General features: G+C 63.0%; 17 protein-coding genes. 9 read left to right on the top strand and 8 right to left on the bottom strand.

All coding sequences use genetic code 11. The features are described 5' to 3' along the window. Positions 1-285 precede the first annotated feature (285 nt). The 4 genes from KBY65_RS13410 to KBY65_RS13395 all read left to right on the top strand — a co-directional run bounded on the left by KBY65_RS13410 (position 286) and on the right by KBY65_RS13395 (position 2,128). A complete protein-coding gene (locus tag KBY65_RS13410) occupies positions 286-681 on the top strand; it encodes a hypothetical protein (protein WP_094560644.1) in 396 nt (131 codons plus the stop codon). A 60-nt stretch (positions 682-741) separates the two neighbouring features. Then, positions 742-912 (top strand): hypothetical protein, encoded by a 171-nt coding sequence (locus KBY65_RS13405; protein WP_255001930.1) that lies wholly within the window; start codon positions 742-744, stop codon positions 910-912. Beyond that, positions 912-1,238 carry a hypothetical protein gene (locus KBY65_RS13400; RefSeq protein WP_255001929.1) on the top strand — a complete coding sequence of 109 codons (327 nt, stop codon included), beginning with the start codon at positions 912-914 and terminating at the stop codon, positions 1,236-1,238. The genes KBY65_RS13405 and KBY65_RS13400 overlap by 1 nt, the downstream gene beginning before the upstream one ends. Positions 1,239-1,465: 227 nt before the next feature. Then, positions 1,466-2,128 carry a hypothetical protein gene (locus tag KBY65_RS13395; RefSeq protein WP_094560640.1) on the top strand — a complete coding sequence of 221 codons (663 nt, stop codon included), beginning with the start codon at positions 1,466-1,468 and terminating at the stop codon, positions 2,126-2,128. A 3-nt stretch (positions 2,129-2,131) separates the two neighbouring features. On the opposite strand, the gene KBY65_RS13390 is transcribed toward KBY65_RS13395, so the two are convergent. Continuing rightward, positions 2,132-2,350 (bottom strand): hypothetical protein, encoded by a 219-nt coding sequence (locus KBY65_RS13390; protein ID WP_255001928.1) that lies wholly within the window; start codon positions 2,348-2,350, stop codon positions 2,132-2,134. Between the two features lie 90 nt (positions 2,351-2,440). Between KBY65_RS13390 and KBY65_RS13385 the strand changes: the two genes are divergently transcribed. Then, a complete protein-coding gene (locus KBY65_RS13385; protein ID WP_255001927.1) occupies positions 2,441-3,598 on the top strand; it encodes a DUF3293 domain-containing protein in 1,158 nt (385 codons plus the stop codon). A gap of 21 nt (positions 3,599-3,619) precedes the next feature. On the opposite strand, the gene KBY65_RS13380 is transcribed toward KBY65_RS13385, so the two are convergent. Genes KBY65_RS13380 through KBY65_RS13365 form a run of 4 tightly spaced genes read right to left on the bottom strand, consistent with a single transcriptional unit; the run spans position 3,620 to position 6,462 of the window. Then, the gene (locus KBY65_RS13380) at positions 3,620-3,847 is read right to left on the bottom strand and encodes a hypothetical protein (protein WP_094560634.1); all 228 of its coding nucleotides are present in this window, start codon (positions 3,845-3,847) and stop codon (positions 3,620-3,622) included. Between the two features lie 9 nt (positions 3,848-3,856). Continuing rightward, a complete protein-coding gene (locus KBY65_RS13375; protein WP_255001926.1) occupies positions 3,857-4,996 on the bottom strand; it encodes a HesA/MoeB/ThiF family protein in 1,140 nt (379 codons plus the stop codon). Then, on the bottom strand, positions 4,986-5,795 hold the full coding sequence (locus KBY65_RS13370) for a Mov34/MPN/PAD-1 family protein (protein ID WP_255001925.1): 810 nt from the start codon (positions 5,793-5,795) through the stop codon (positions 4,986-4,988). The genes KBY65_RS13375 and KBY65_RS13370 overlap by 11 nt, the downstream gene beginning before the upstream one ends. Positions 5,796-5,805: 10 nt before the next feature. Then, entirely contained in the window at positions 5,806-6,462 is a 657-nt protein-coding gene (locus tag KBY65_RS13365; protein ID WP_255001924.1) for a hypothetical protein, read from the bottom strand. Positions 6,463-6,623: 161 nt separating this feature from the next. Here KBY65_RS13365 and KBY65_RS13360 point away from each other — a divergent pair, with 161 nt between their 5' ends. After that, positions 6,624-6,797 carry a hypothetical protein gene (locus KBY65_RS13360; protein WP_198953869.1) on the top strand — a complete coding sequence of 58 codons (174 nt, stop codon included), beginning with the start codon at positions 6,624-6,626 and terminating at the stop codon, positions 6,795-6,797. A gap of 4 nt (positions 6,798-6,801) precedes the next feature. Here the strand turns inward: KBY65_RS13360 and KBY65_RS13355 are convergent, their stop codons facing one another. From KBY65_RS13355 to KBY65_RS13345, 3 genes are all read right to left on the bottom strand, one after another. After that, positions 6,802-8,421 carry an HIRAN domain-containing protein gene (locus KBY65_RS13355; protein WP_255001923.1) on the bottom strand — a complete coding sequence of 540 codons (1,620 nt, stop codon included), beginning with the start codon at positions 8,419-8,421 and terminating at the stop codon, positions 6,802-6,804. A gap of 66 nt (positions 8,422-8,487) precedes the next feature. Continuing rightward, positions 8,488-11,208, bottom strand: coding sequence for an AAA family ATPase (locus KBY65_RS13350; RefSeq protein WP_254988603.1), 2,721 nt, complete (start codon positions 11,206-11,208; stop codon positions 8,488-8,490). A gap of 54 nt (positions 11,209-11,262) precedes the next feature. Then, complete coding sequence (locus tag KBY65_RS13345; RefSeq protein ID WP_255001922.1) at positions 11,263-12,507, bottom strand: exonuclease SbcCD subunit D; 1,245 nt, start codon at positions 12,505-12,507, stop codon at positions 11,263-11,265. Positions 12,508-12,666: 159 nt separating this feature from the next. On the opposite strand from KBY65_RS13345, the gene KBY65_RS13340 reads away from it, so the two are divergent. The 3 genes from KBY65_RS13340 to KBY65_RS13330 form a co-directional block, all read left to right on the top strand. Then, positions 12,667-12,882 carry a hypothetical protein gene (locus tag KBY65_RS13340; protein WP_255001921.1) on the top strand — a complete coding sequence of 72 codons (216 nt, stop codon included), beginning with the start codon at positions 12,667-12,669 and terminating at the stop codon, positions 12,880-12,882. Between the two features lie 40 nt (positions 12,883-12,922). Next, positions 12,923-13,477 (top strand): hypothetical protein, encoded by a 555-nt coding sequence (locus KBY65_RS13335; protein WP_255001919.1) that lies wholly within the window; start codon positions 12,923-12,925, stop codon positions 13,475-13,477. Positions 13,478-13,503: 26 nt separating this feature from the next. Then, on the top strand, positions 13,504-13,724 hold a 221-nt coding region (locus tag KBY65_RS13330), incomplete at its 3' end, for a transposase (RefSeq protein WP_255001918.1).

Here is a 13,724-nt window from a genome sequence, read left to right as displayed (position 1 = left end):
TTGGAATCAAGCTGATCAACTGCTGCGCCTGGGATTTGGGGCATGGAGGTGAGCCATTCCCGCCGACCAAAGCCGATGCTGTCAGACCCCGCCAGCACTCCGTAGACACACTTTTAGGCGGCCCTGGCAGGAGATGGGATCTGGTTTGCGGTTTCAACAGTCAGTGTGGGCTGGTCTCACTTCTATGGCCAACCGGCCTGCTCCCATGAACCTCAAGACCATGCTCCACGCCGAAGCTGCTGGACTGTTGGTCGGCAACTGCGTCGTCAAACACCAGAGCAGCTGATGAAGACCTGGCAGAAGCTGCTCCTTACCTTGGTCGCCTCGGCCGGCTTCTCCATCCTGGCCGGGGGGGTCTGGTTCATCTGGCTGCTTCTCACCTCCCCGTCTGAGCCGGAAGGCTTCGGGCAGGACCATCAGGAGCAGTGGGCGGTGACCTCCTGCTGGCGCGACATTCGCGACGGCAGCATCGCTGGTACGCAGCAGTGCAGCGAGTACGCCCAGGCCCATCTCGACTTCTTCACAGAACAGCTCGCAGCGGATGCGGGCACCACCACCTGCAACCTCAGCCGATCCCATCTGGCTTATGTCCGCACGAGCAGCCCCGATGCCAAGGCTCTGCTGGCGCAGCTGAAGGAGGAGGTGCGCTCCGATTGCTCCCATCCCGGTGTCTCCCGATGAAACGCCTGATCCCCCCTGCTGCTTGTGGTCTATGGAGCCTCGCTGTCAGTGATGTTTGGCGTGGCGCTCATCCCGGATTACGCCGCACTGATTGATGCTGTCGAGCAGCGCGATCAGCAGGCCGAACTGAGCCACCGCATCAACGTCTTCGCTGAGGGCACCTGGTTCCTGCTGGCCAACCTGATCGCGATCAGTGGCATCGCCATGGCAGCCCGGCGGCCTGAACCCTGATGGGCTGCATGTTGCCGCTGCTGGCAATTCCAGCCGGAATCAGCGCCTTGGCGATCGGGCTGTTTCTGGCCTCGGCGATTCGTGATCCCAACAGTCCCGTGAACGCGGCCAATGCGGCGCGCCTCAAACCGGGCATGACCTACGACCAGGTCGTGGCCATCGTTGGCGATCCAGCCCCGCCTTCCTTTGATGGCGACGATCAGGCCAGGTTCTGCCGCCATGGCACCGACACCTGCAGCTGGGCGCCATGCCCGCTCTGCGACAACCGCCTGTTCCTAACCTTTGAGCGCGGCGTGTTGGTGGCCAAGCGCTCAGAAGGCCTCTGAATCTTACACAGAACTCCTCAACGCGTCGTTGTTCGCACGGCTGTTGAAGAGTTCTGCGTCCACGGCTCTTACCTTCAGTGCAGGAGTTCGCTCCGTTCATCCCGAGCACCGGCGCCAATCCTCCAGGGGATTGCCGGTCACCAACCTGCCGTCCGTTCCTGCTGGGCAAGGTGGTCAATCCTGGAACCCCGAGGGGTTGATGAGCAGGAACGCTATCCCGATGAATCATGTCTTCCTCCGGTGTTCGCTGCAGCAGCCACCTCTCGCGTCATCTCGCCGCCCTGCGGCAGCAGCGTGACCTCAAGCCCGGCCAGCTGGCTGCTCGTCTTGGCGCCAGCAACCTCTCCAAGGTCGGCAGCCTGATCCGTGCCTTTGAGCTGGGAGAGCCGATCAGCGATCACTGGCTCGAGAAGCTGATTGCTGAGCTGCAGCCTGATCCAGCGGAGCTGCGCCTCTGCCTCGCGCTGGATCAGGCCGAGGCACTGGAGCAGCTCGAGCGTGAGCGCGTTGCCTGGGAGGCCTGGGCGGATGAACCGATCGACCCCTTCCTCACCATCCGCTACATGCCGGCGGTGTACGGCGTGAGGGAGATCCCCAAAGCGTTCTGCACCCCCCGTGAGAGTGCAGAAGACCAAGAGTGGGCCAGGGATCGAGCAGAAGGCTGGGCGGCCGCTGAGCTCAAGCGCCTCCGTGCCAAAGGTTTTTTGAGCTGGAGCCGTCGCGAGCGCACCTGGTTTGATCAGTACGGCGTCAATCCCGGTCGACGCCAGGTCACCTTTGAGGGACGAATGACAGGTGCCTGGATGCAGGTGAGCGGCAGCCAGCAGAGGTTTCTGCTCGGCAGCAATGGCGAAGTGATCACCCGCAGCCATGGGCTGGATCACCCCTGAAGCTCAACTGGAGCGGAGCCGCGACAGCCTGGAACGACGCAGCAACGGATCCGGCAGGGAATCGGCATGCACCATCACCACACCGGCCCCCTGCTGGCGCATCGCCTGCAGCTCGGGGTCCAGCCTGAACGAGCTCAGAAACAACAGCGCGTTGTATTGATCGAGCCAATAGCCATCTGCCGCCCTGACGGTCTGCGGTGCCGCCACAAAGGCGGCTGGCACGATCAGGGCCAGCAGGAGCTGCCGCCAGCGGCCAATCCTCAGTACAAACCCTCAACCAAGGCATGATCAGCTTGGCTGACTCTGACCGGAATGCTGGAGCGCAGCGCTGAGATCGACGACCTCGCCGGACGGATCTTCCTGGCGGAGCACTTCTGCAGTCGCACCATCCAGGCACCGGAGCCCGGTGAACCTGTTGGGGAGGTGCGCATCTGGATGGAGCTCAACGACTTTGACCAGGCCCCCCTTGCCCACACGGCCGGGACTCAGGTTGTGCTGCGCAGCGCTCTGCAGGGGGTGTCTCCCGATCGCTGTGTTGCAGAGGTGGCCATGGCCACACCTGAATGGCATTGGTTGGAGGGGACAGCGCCGATGCACCAGGCCCTGGCTGCGCTGGCACAGCGGCAGTGGTTGCTGGTCCACTCCGGCTCAACCCTGGTCGGAATCCTCACGCGCCATGACCTCGCCAGCCCCGTGGTGAGTGCCTATCTTCTGGCGCGATTGCTGGGCCTCGAGCAGGGCCTGCGGCGCCTGTACGGATCCTTCAGTCATCAGCCGCTGTCTGATGCACCGGGCCTGCCCGGTGAGCCCGGCGGCTGGTCGCTGGCCACGTTGTTGAACCATGTGGCCCCACTCACAACTCTGCGCGAGGCCCTCGGTTTCGAGAGCCGGAAATCCTTTGATCGAGCGACGGGCGGCCTGGTGACCTTGCGCAACCACCTAGCCCATGGCCGCAGCATCCTCACGCTCTCCAGTCATCCCGCCGAAGCGGTGGAGCGCATCGACGGATTGGAGCAGCTCATGGGCAGAGTCCGCCGCTTGCTCGACGACCGTGAGCATGTCTGGGACGCCTTCTCTGCCACAGAGATCGTTGGCCTGGACGATCCCGGGCAGGCCTGGGCTGGAATAGGGGCGGCGGCACTGCCTCTGCCGGCACCCGTGCATGTGATCACAGCCCAGAACCCCCATGAGCGTGTTCTGGAGGCCGACGTCAACAGGGAGCGCCATCGCCTGCTGCATCGCTACCTGCAAATGCGCGCTCCGGATGCCCAATCGATCGAGGTGCTTGGCCGATCCTGCAGTGGCCCCTGGGCGGAAGCCAGTTGGGCCATCAGCGGCTTGCAACTCGCAGAGGCGCTGGTGATCGCACAGCGCTTTGAGCAGCGAGCCATCTTTGAGCTCACCGAAGCCGACGTGCTCGTGATCGGGGTGGACGGCACCGAGCGGCGTCGCATTGCACGTCGCCGGTGATTGGTCCGGGCTCAGGTTTGCTTATCTGCTGAGCCAGGCCCGCAGGCTGCTCACCACCCAGAACCCAAGGGTGATGGCGATCCACTCACGGAAAACCACCACAAACCAGATCAGCCCCGCCAGCACCACCAGTGCTCCGAGTCCCTTGGCAACGGTGAGCAGGTCGTCTCGGCTCAGTTCAGTGGAGTCGCAGGACTGGGCCGCTGAGCGGCGGGTGCGGATGAATTCCCCTTTCTCGTTGAACGGCATGGCAGCTCCTCAGCAGGCCCGTCGGCAGGTCGGGCAGTTCTGCCCGTAGCCCACCTGGATCGAGGTGGTCACCTGCAGCGGGTGCGAGAAGATCCCGGCCGCTTCGCCGCCCAGGCGATCGTCGTTGCTGTTGCACACCAGCGTGTACTGACTGAGCTTGCCCAGCAGCCGCGGCACATGGCGGGGGTTATGGCGGTTCAGAAGGTCGATCGCCAGCTTCAGGCCCACCTGCACCACGTAGGCGATGTCGATGGCGAGGCCGGGTTGAAAGTCGAGCTGCTGCAGCTCGCTTTCATTGCTGTAGAAGCGGCGCTGCGGTTCAGGACGCCGGGAGAGTGATCCGATCAGCCCCTCAAACGCACAGCCGTAACAGGGCATCGGTGCATCGGGATGCCAATAGAACAGCTCGCCCGCGAAAGCCCGCTCCCATAGGCCGATCGAGAGAAAAGCAAGTTGCAGCTGGGCTGCCAGCTGGGCTGCATAGCGATCGGCCCGGCGGCTGTCGGCGGCCGCTAACAGCAGGGATGGCAGCCGTTGGCCATGCGTGTCCTGGGCGGTGGCGAATGCTGCCACCACAGCAGGATCCAATCGCTCCAGGGTGGTGGTGTGCACCTGCACATCGGCACGCGGGTTGATCAGCCGGATCCGGTCCGCCACCGCGCGGGCCTTGCTGCGGCCTAGATCAGCCAAGCCGCACTGGTGGCGGCAGAGGTTCTCGATCGAGAGGAGGTCGTCGTCGATCAGCAGAAAACGCCCCACACCGCTGCGGGCCAGATCCAGCGCCGCCAGGCTCCCCACCGAGCCGCAACCACAGACGATCACGCCGCATTGCGCCATGGAAGCGGTCTCCAGCAGGCCGGCATGGCGGGAGAACAGATCGTTCTCCAGTCCATAGGGCTTGGCGATGCACGGCTGCCCGCCGGCGGTGAACTGCCAACCCTGCTCGGTGTGGATCGCGTGCAGGGGCGGGATCCCTGAACCCGCGCTCAGGTTCCGGCATTCCCGCAGATCGGTGGGATCGGTTCCCAGCACTACATAGTGACCCGTCTCTGCCTGGAAGTAGCCGTGCAGATCCGGATCGACACCGTCGGCAGAGAGATCGGCCGGAAACCAGGCGATGGCCGGGGTTTCGGAGCGCTTACTGGTCATGGCCGCAGCGCTCCAGAACGCATGTCGTGATCAAGCCGTCGTGCGTGCCGCGCACTTCCCAGAGCTGCCTGCGAGGTCCTGCGCGCTCCAGCAGGGCCACCTGCAGCACATCCCCGCATGCCCGCAGGCCGTAGCGCCATTGCTGCAGTTGATCGAGTTGCGCCAGCACCCGATCCACCTCAGCCACCAGCGGCCCTCGAAGCGGCAGTGCCGTCCGTGCTCGGCAGGCAAACAGATCCTGAAGCTCACAGGCCAGGACCGATGCGCCCAACTGCTCGGGATCAAGGTCTGAGGTATCGAGCTGTTGGCGCAGCTCGCCATCAAGCAGAGCATCGCCGATCCAGACCGGCAGCCGCTGGTAACGGAGATCCCTTGGGACGTGATACGCGGTGAGGCGGAACTGGGGATCGAGATTCACCAGGCACGACAGCGCGCCATGGCTGCTCTGCCTGGCAAAGCGCCGGTTGGTGCTGTCGTCATCAGCCGAAAACCGATCGAAGCTGCCGGGGTGGCGATGCCACAGGCCGACGAGCTGCAGGGGCAGGCGGTACTGGCTCGCCAGCTTGGCGGCCAGGTGATTCACATAGCCCCGGTCGTAGCTGAAGCTCGTGGCGGTGCTCTCGGCCGCGGGACCCGGGTCGATCGCCTCGAGCACCTGCCAGCGGTTCTGGTGGAAGCGCCCCAGCAGGATGCCGCCCGTTTCGTTGGGGTGGTGCTCCAGGGTTTCGGCGCAGATGGCCGCATGGGCCCGGCGGGAGAACAGCACCTCCACGGGCATCGCAGTAACGGTTGTGGTCATGGCAGCGTCCTCAGATCTGGTGACCGGCGAACTGGGCCGTGCTCAGCTCCCCGAGCATCCGGAGCTCAAAGGCAGCGATCCATTTGGCCGCCCAGGCCAGGGCGCTGGCGGCGGTGCTGCAGTGATCGCGGCCATGGCGGAACGATTCAGCTGCCACCGTGCAGAGGCTCAACTCGCCGCTGGCTTCATGGCGCAGGGTGTGGGGGATCGGCTCATCCAGCTGCTCGGCGAGGGCATTGAGATCGGGCTCGATCGGGAAGACGCTGATCGATCCGCCGTAGTCATCGCCATGGGGATGGTCATGGTCGTAGACGAGCTGCAGGTGCCAGATCCGCTGACTGCCGGGGATGCCACTGGCCAGTGACCCCAGCCAGGACATGCGCCCATCGGCCAGACGATCGGGCCGGAACTGGGGGAAGAAGTGGTTCATGGCCTCCAGCTCGGCCTGAAACAGCTCCGGGTCGCGCTCGTACCAATAGAGGGAGGGTGCGGCGAGCTTGCCCTCGGGCACGGTGATCGCTACCTCGCTGTCCCCGCGCTCACTGAGGGAGCGGATCTCGCCCTGCTGGGTGACCATCACGCTCTCGCCGCGCAGCAACTGGGCGGCGAGGTGTTTGCGCCGGTCAGCGGCGGCGTCCTTGGTGGCGTCTTTTATGGCGGTAGTCATGGCGTGTGTGCTGGCTGGCAACAGCCTCGCCTGACTGTCTGCGGCATGGCTGCTCTCTCCTGCGAAGCACGACCATGACGTCCGGCGGCTGGTGATTCGCACAACCTCACCAACAGCGATCAATGGGCCATGGGATGGTGAGTTCATCCGCTCCAATCGTGATGACCCGCGTAGAGATCGAATGGCAGGACCAATTCGGTCGCTGGCAGCACTTCCAGACCAAACACAACGAGGCCGACGCATTTCGCACTGCGCAGAGCCGGGCTCGCAGCACCGGCAAGCGGCATCGCTTGGTGGATGAGGATGGCCGGCTATTGGATGTCCTTGAGCCCTGAAGATTCAGTGATTTGGGTTGTAAAGGTGCTTGCCGCAGTGGCCAATCACCACCTGCCCCAGCTCCTCATCCCAGCAGAAGTGGATCCGCAGAGTTCGATTTTCTGAATCCTTGGCCCCGATCTTGAGGTGCTGCCACATCTCGACGGCCTTGCTCCCATAGGAGAAGGTGCGAGCACGCTTAGCTTGCGGATTGCTCTCAATCGTCTGGGATTCCCTGGGGGCATAGCTGCTGCCGCCAAACACCTGCCCAGCAATTCGGTCAGGAGCCCCAGCCAGCTTCTGCTCGCGATAGCCAGTGGCCAGCAGCCAGAGCAGCTCAAACAGTTGGTCGCTGTGTTCAAAACCCTTCACCTGATCGGCGGAGCTCCAGGCACTGTCGAGCACGAGCAAGTTGCCAGGGCAGAGCTCCTCACTCACCAGCTCGAGGCATTGACGCAGCTTGAGGCGCGCACTGCCGGCAACACCACGCAGGCTGTTGAGCAGGCGGTTGGTGACCTCCTGTTCGGTGACTTCCTCATCCGTGCTGCTCCACGGGGTGTAGCTCAATTCAGTGACCACCCCTGCAGGGCCTGCCTGCTCGAGAAACTCGAGGTCCAGCCGCAGCGTGGCCAGCTCGTTGCTGCCCTGCTCCAATTGGTCCGCCAGGGCTTTGTTTTCGGCGAGGGCTAGCTGCAGCTCCTGCTCTTTGAGGTCCAGCTGCTGACTGAGCTCGCCCTCAACAGACTGGGCCAGTTCGATGGCTTGCTCACTTTGTTCCTGGGCTTTCTCGGCTCGCTGTTCCCAGGCCCTTTTGTTGAAATCAAACTCCCTTCTGAGGCGTCGCTCCTCTGCCCGGCTGGTCTCCAGTCGCGTGTTGATGTCCTCCTGCTTCTCCTCAAGCTCCTTGAGGCGTTCTTGCCGTTCCCGGATGCGGGTGGTCTCACTGGGCGCCCCGAAGAGTGAACGTATCAGCTGCTCCACCTGCTCCGGGTTGTCGGGCGCCTTGCCGGTGCTGTCGGTGAGGCTGAGATACCAGGGATAGTGGCGGCCGTCCTGGGCGGGGTAGTAGCTGTAGCCGCACTTGCTCACGTCGTAGCTGGCGCCTAACAGCTCTTGCAGTTCGCGAAAGGCCGTTTCGGTGCAACTGATCACCAGCCGTAGTTTGTCGGCTCCGGTGGTGCGGTCGAAATCCCATGCAAAGGCGCTGCTCACGCCCAGTTCCCGGAGGCGCCGGCTGGCTTTGGGGATCGGGATCGAGATCTGCAGCCGGAAAGCATCCCGTTGTGATGTGGTGCTGAGACCGGTCACCACCGCGTCAAGCCCCTGGGCCACCTCCGGCACTTCGGCAACGATCAGGGGTGCCATGTCCTTGGGGATGTAGCCGATCCACTCTCCTTTCCAAAACACCTTCACGGCATTGGGATCCCACTCATTGGTGGGCTCGTGAATCAGGGTGAGGGGATCGCCAATGGCGATGCCGAGCCCCATCTTTTGGGCAGCATCGTCCAGCAAGTACGCCAGAAAGGTCTGAAGAATTTCGCCGCTGCTCTGTTGCGAGCGCTTGCGACGTGCCGCTTGGCGCTCGGAAGTGCCTGCTTGATCCAGGTGCTGCAGGCGCCGAAAGAGGCTGTCTTTGGGCGCCATAACACAGTCGAATTTGCCTACAGCTTAGGCAGCTACTTAGCCATTTTTTGCAGGCAATCCCCTTGGTTACAGGGCGAGATTGATATGTGCTGCCCGCTCAATTCCCTCGCTCCTCTCCGGATCACAGGTAAGCAGGATCACCTGCAGTCCCTGGTCAGCGGCTTGTTGCAGCATCTGATAAATACCCGCCTGTCGCTCAGGGTCAGAGTTAGCGAAGGCGTCGTCAAACAGCACGGGTAAGGTGCCGTCGTAGGCCTCCGCCAGCACTTCTGCCATGGTGACCCGCAGGGCAGCGGCGAACTGTTCGCGAGCGCCGGTACTGAGCACATCAAAGCCAAAGGCCGCTTCGTTGCCGCGGCGCCACTGCAGTTCCTGGAAGCCGTTTCTAGCGTCGTAGCTGAGGCTGGTCTGCGGGGCCTCGGGGAACACCTGGGCGAGATAACGGCCGATCCGCTCAGTGAGCGGTGCGGTGTATTGCGTGGCCATTGCGTTCTGCTCCTCCTCCAACAGACGCCGCAGCAGCGTCAGCATCCCCGCCTCCTTCTCCAGCCGTTCCTGCTCCTCCAGGCGTGACTCCAGCTCGGCCTGCTTCTGCTCGAGCTCAGCTTGGAGATCAACCTTTCCATCGCCGTGCAGACGGCTTTCGGCACGGATGCGTGCTTCTGTCGCTTCCCGCTCTTGGCTCTCAAGCGTGCTGATCTCTTTATCAAGCTCTGCAGCCCTGGCTTTGAGGCTTTCAGCGCCCAGCTCCGCCAGCTCGCTCTCCAGCCCCTCCAGCTTGCTCTGGAGTTCCCTGCAGCGTTCGCGGGCCTGAGCGAGTGCGACCGTCAGAGCCTCAAGAGAGCCGTGTCGCTCCTGCAGGGCATGAATGCGCGTGCTCGCTTCCAGTGACTGGTTCTCACGCTCACGCAGGCCGGCTTCCGCCGTTGCAATCAGCTTGGTCTGGGCATCTAGGTCAGCACTGGATTGCTTCACCAGCGCCTGGTGCTGCTGTTCCGTCTTGGTGGCCCCATCGCGTTGCTGGCGAGCCTCGCTCAGCTGCTGCTCCAAGGCACGCAGACGGCTCTCAAGGGCTTCCCCTTGCAGAGCTGCATCGGCAGCGTCGAGCGAAACCTGAGCATCCGCTCCCTGAATCAACGCATTCAGCCGGAGGCGCAGGGCTTCGGTATCCGCTCCGCCGCGTTGTTCGATCAGGCGCTGCTGCTCCGCCAGTAGATCACTGCGCCGCCGCTCGGCCGTGGCAGCTTCGTCCACCGTCGTCAGCTTCCATTGCTGGAGTTCTGTTTGGAACTTGCCCTCCGCTTCTGCAAGCACGGTTGCTGCTTCCGCAGCACTGGAGCCATCCCCAGGCGTGAGCCGCAGTTCCACATCGTCTCCCACCTGCACTGTCGCCGGCTCCGACAACAGCTGACGGCTTCCTGCGGCCAGCTCAAGTCCATCCACCCGCACAGGGCGTCCGGCACGGATCACCTCGATGCCGGCTGAGAGTGCTTCCGCGCGAACCCGGGCATCGCGCCTTGCCGTCTCAAGCCGGCGCAGCGTCTCCACATCCGCTGCAGTTAGCGCAGGCAGGAGGGCGATTTCTGCCTGGAGTTCATCGCAACGGGCTTGATTGGTGGCCAGCGCAGCCAGTTGCTGCTCCAGCCGCTGTTGTTCCTGCAGTTGGCCCAGGCCTTTCTGCAGGGTTTCGATCGCCGTGGCCTCGCGGATGGTCTTGGCCACAGTTTGTTGCTGGACTTCCAGCTGCTCCTGGGCATGTACGCGGGCAGTCTCCAGCTCAGACAGGCGATGCTTGAGCGCCTCAAGCGCCTCCTGATCCGGGGCCTTGGCGGCCTCCAGAGTGGACACTTGCTTTTGCAGCTCCTCCAGCTGCGTGCGGTCTTTGTCGAGGTCGTCGCGTTCCTTCTGGGCCGCCTGCAACTGAGGCTTCTCCGCGGCGATCGCCGCCTCCAGCTCCTGGCTGCGTTTCAGCTTCTGGTCCAGTTCCCCGCGCTGCACCTGGAGAGGCGGCAGCGCCTGGCACACGCGCTGCAGCTGGGCTACCGCCTCCTGAAAGGCTTGCTCTGCTGCCGCTTGTTGGTCGATCTGATCACCGATGGCCTCCAGATCGTCCTGGGCGTCGATCGCCGCCTTACGCGCGTTGTACAGAGGGGAGCCCGTCTTCACCTGCGGGGCCCGGTTAGCACCTCCGGGGGTGTACACGGTGGCCCAACGGGTCTGGATGTCCTCCAGCACGGCTAGGTCCAGTGGAGACTGCACGCCCAGATCTGCGCCAGCCTGGAGGCGTTCCACCAGGCGATCGTGGTCATAGCTAGCAGCGTTAAGACCAAGCGGATTGCTGCTGGCTGATCCCTGCCACACCCACAGATGGCCCCAGCGCTCCTTGAGCTGATCAGCGGCACCACGGTTGCGGGCCACGGCAGCGGTGCCGATCAGTTCTGATAGCCGCTCCTCAGCGTCTTCCCCCTGCAGGCTGCGGCCAGCGCTGTCGCGCAGGCTGGCACTACCCCGCGCGCCCGCGAACCGCTTGCGCAGCTCCCAGCGTTCACCGGCCGCCTCAAAGCTGATCTCCACTTCCGGTTCAGCCAGAAACGGATCCGACTGCATGCCCTTCAGCAGTTCGCCGCCGGTCTTCACCGGCAGGAACAGGGCCCGGTGCAGCGCCTCAGCCAGGGTGCTCTTGCCGGATTGATTGGGCCCGGCGATCACCGTGAAGCGTGGATCGAAGCTGATGGGCAGGTCGCGATGCCGGCGGTAATCACGAACGCGAGCAGAGAGGAGGCGCATAGCGGAGAGCTGGGGGGTCGTGGAATCAGGAGGTGCGTTGGTTTTGGGGTTCGCTCAGTTGCTGACACAGGCGCGGTGCAGTTCTCGCAGGGCCATCCGGGCCAGCTCGCCTTCCTCTTCTCCCAGCTCCAGCTGCTGCTGCAGCCGCTGGGCCACACGAGCTACCAGCGGATCACCGGCTCGCTCGGTGAGGAGGCGCAGTTCAGCACCATCCGGGGCGACGCTGGTGCGATCGCGCAGCTTGAGGCGCAGCAGCCGGGCCTCGAAGCGCTGCAGCAGATCCTGCAGGCGTGACGCAGCGGCGAGGCTGAGGCTGCCGTCCAGCTCAAGAAGCAGCAGATCCTCCTGACTGCGGGGACCGATCAGATCGCGGAGGATCTGCTCAAGGCGATCCAGGTCAGCGTCGCTGTTGAAGCGGTGCTGGAGCTGATGCCAGCCAATCGCACCGGTGCGGATGTCGAACACTTCAGGCTGCAGACCGCGGTTTGCGTCGACCACCAGCACCTGGCCAGAGCGGTAATCGGTCGCCCGCGGGAAGCGGTCCATCTCATGGCAGCCGGAGTACCAGGCCCGGCTGCTGACCTGCTTGAGGCCATGCCAGTCGCCAAGGGCGACGTAGTCGATCTCGCCTGGCGGCAGCGCCGAGAGGTCAATCCGGTTGGTAGGGACCGGTGGGTTTTCGTCGTCCGTGTCGCCGGTGTCCTCACCGCCAAAGCCATGCACTGATCCATGGGCCAGAACGATCCTGGGCTGGTCGCTCCAGGGCGAGAAGTCGAGCTGGCGCAGCCAGGCGGTGGGATCCACCGGCTCGGCTTTGCGCAGCAGCGGACAGGGCAACACCACGCCCCCAGGAAGGCCAAGGCGGGCGAGCTCGAACGGCTGGCGCTCGAGGAACACTGTGAGGTTGGGGGCCAATTGCTGCACTTCCTTAAGGAAGTAGCTCTCCTGCCAACAGCTGCCGGCCCCGCCGTGGTCGTGGTTGCCCGGGATGACCAGCACAGGCAGCCCCACCGCACCAATAGCGCTGCAGGCAGCGGAGACGTCTGCCTTGGTTGGCTGATGGGTATCAAACAAATCCCCGGCGACGGCAATAAAGGCGGCACCCTGTTGCTGCGCCACCACACCAAGCCGGCCGATGGCACTGAGCCGTTCACGGCGCAGCTGGGCACGTTTATCGGGGTCTGTGACGCGGGCATAGGGCTTGCCCAGCTGCCAGTCGGCGGTGTGGAGGAAGCGCATGAATGGGTGGGCTATCACGTCTACTGTCACACCCAGGCGAAAAAACTGCAGCAAGCTCACGCGAACGACGGCCGAGAGCTGATCCTCGATTCATGCAATAACCGCATAACAGCGCCTAATCGGGCCGCTGGAGACATGCAAACTCCAGCAAAGTCTTTCCAAAAGAGGAGCGCAATTTGCAGTACGATGAATTCCTGGTAAACCGATTGCGCTACCTCCGTGCACAAGGAAGAAATCGATCTCCTGGAGCTGAACAAAGAAATTCTTGCGGCTCCAAGCAAGAGCGCGAATCATCCTCAGATTCAATTGCTTGAGCTGGAAGATCCAGAGCTCGATTTTCTATGCCCACTGGCGAAAGCAATTTACCTTATAGAAACAAACAGAGACGAGCAGGTCGACCCCCCTGGAGGCACTGTTCAGCTGCATCGCGGTTGACTACACGTTTTCTGGATTCCCCGATTCGGATGACTACGCATTGGTTTCTGAGCAAGTCTCCCATGTCATCGAAAAGGAGTTTTGCGGGAAGAAGGTAACCCTGGGTTTTGAGTCAACAGGAGAGATGACTCACTGTAATGGTTTCTGGATCGAATATCTACGACAGGTGTGGGGTACGAAATGGCCCCTAGGATTATTGAATAAGCCTGCCGAGTTCCTCGACGAGCTATTCAGCATGCTTAACGCCAGCGTACAAGGCGCTTCGCCAGAGGCCTACCCAACAGATAAAGGTGAGTTCCTTGGATCCCTCTCCTATGCATTAAAGACCATCAACGCTACCAATATTGACGGCCCTGAATATGCCTATTCTAATGGTGATGATGAGTGGGACGGTCTTTCTGAGGAATACAGCCAGCGCTTCCCGGGCACGAGAAGTGATAGGGATGGTCAGATGTGCTGGCTCCACTACGTCGATGCGGAGCTAGCTGCAACCCTAGGAATCAGTGCAGCTGGCAACGAAGCAATTGGTGCGAATCCTGACTATCCAGAACTTGATTACCCAGCTCGCTCCGCAGCGGCCGACTCGGGGGAATAGAGTGGTACACAAATACCAGTCCGGTCATGGCGCGCAGCGGCATCCAATTCCAGAAAGGCCTCTCGCTGCCTGAGTTCCAGCGGCTCTACGGCACTGAGGAGCAATGTGAGGCTGCTCTGGAGCAGGCGCGCTGGCCTGATGGGTTCCGCTGTCCCCGCTGCAATGGCCAGGAGCATGGGCTCGTCTACGGCCGCCGCCTCAAGCGTTATCAGTGCCGAACCTGCAGCCATCAGGCCACGCTCACGGC

The organism is Cyanobium sp. Alchichica 3B3-8F6 (assembly GCF_024346435.1).
In the GTDB taxonomy this organism is placed as follows: Bacteria; Cyanobacteriota; Cyanobacteriia; order PCC-6307; family Cyanobiaceae; genus Cyanobium_A.
This window is presented reverse-complemented; position numbering and strand designations above follow the sequence as displayed.

What these genes read in the sequence shown, in the direction of transcription:
- KBY65_RS13410 (WP_094560644.1), top strand. Translation starts at nt 286, where the DNA reads ATGAAGACCTGGCAGAAGCTGCTCCTTACCTTGGTCGCCTCGGCCGGC.
- KBY65_RS13400 (WP_255001929.1), top strand. Translation starts at nt 912, where the DNA reads ATGGGCTGCATGTTGCCGCTGCTGGCAATTCCAGCCGGAATCAGCGCC.
- KBY65_RS13395 (WP_094560640.1), top strand. Translation starts at nt 1,466, where the DNA reads ATGTCTTCCTCCGGTGTTCGCTGCAGCAGCCACCTCTCGCGTCATCTC.
- KBY65_RS13385 (WP_255001927.1), top strand. Translation starts at nt 2,441, where the DNA reads ATGCTGGAGCGCAGCGCTGAGATCGACGACCTCGCCGGACGGATCTTC.
- KBY65_RS13380 (WP_094560634.1), bottom strand. Translation starts at nt 3,847, where the DNA reads ATGCCGTTCAACGAGAAAGGGGAATTCATCCGCACCCGCCGCTCAGCG.
- KBY65_RS13375 (WP_255001926.1), bottom strand. Translation starts at nt 4,996, where the DNA reads ATGACCAGTAAGCGCTCCGAAACCCCGGCCATCGCCTGGTTTCCGGCC.
- KBY65_RS13370 (WP_255001925.1), bottom strand. Translation starts at nt 5,795, where the DNA reads ATGACCACAACCGTTACTGCGATGCCCGTGGAGGTGCTGTTCTCCCGC.
- KBY65_RS13365 (WP_255001924.1), bottom strand. Translation starts at nt 6,462, where the DNA reads ATGACTACCGCCATAAAAGACGCCACCAAGGACGCCGCCGCTGACCGG.
- KBY65_RS13360 (WP_198953869.1), top strand. Translation starts at nt 6,624, where the DNA reads ATGACCCGCGTAGAGATCGAATGGCAGGACCAATTCGGTCGCTGGCAG.
- KBY65_RS13355 (WP_255001923.1), bottom strand. Translation starts at nt 8,421, where the DNA reads ATGGCGCCCAAAGACAGCCTCTTTCGGCGCCTGCAGCACCTGGATCAA.
- KBY65_RS13350 (WP_254988603.1), bottom strand. Translation starts at nt 11,208, where the DNA reads ATGCGCCTCCTCTCTGCTCGCGTTCGTGATTACCGCCGGCATCGCGAC.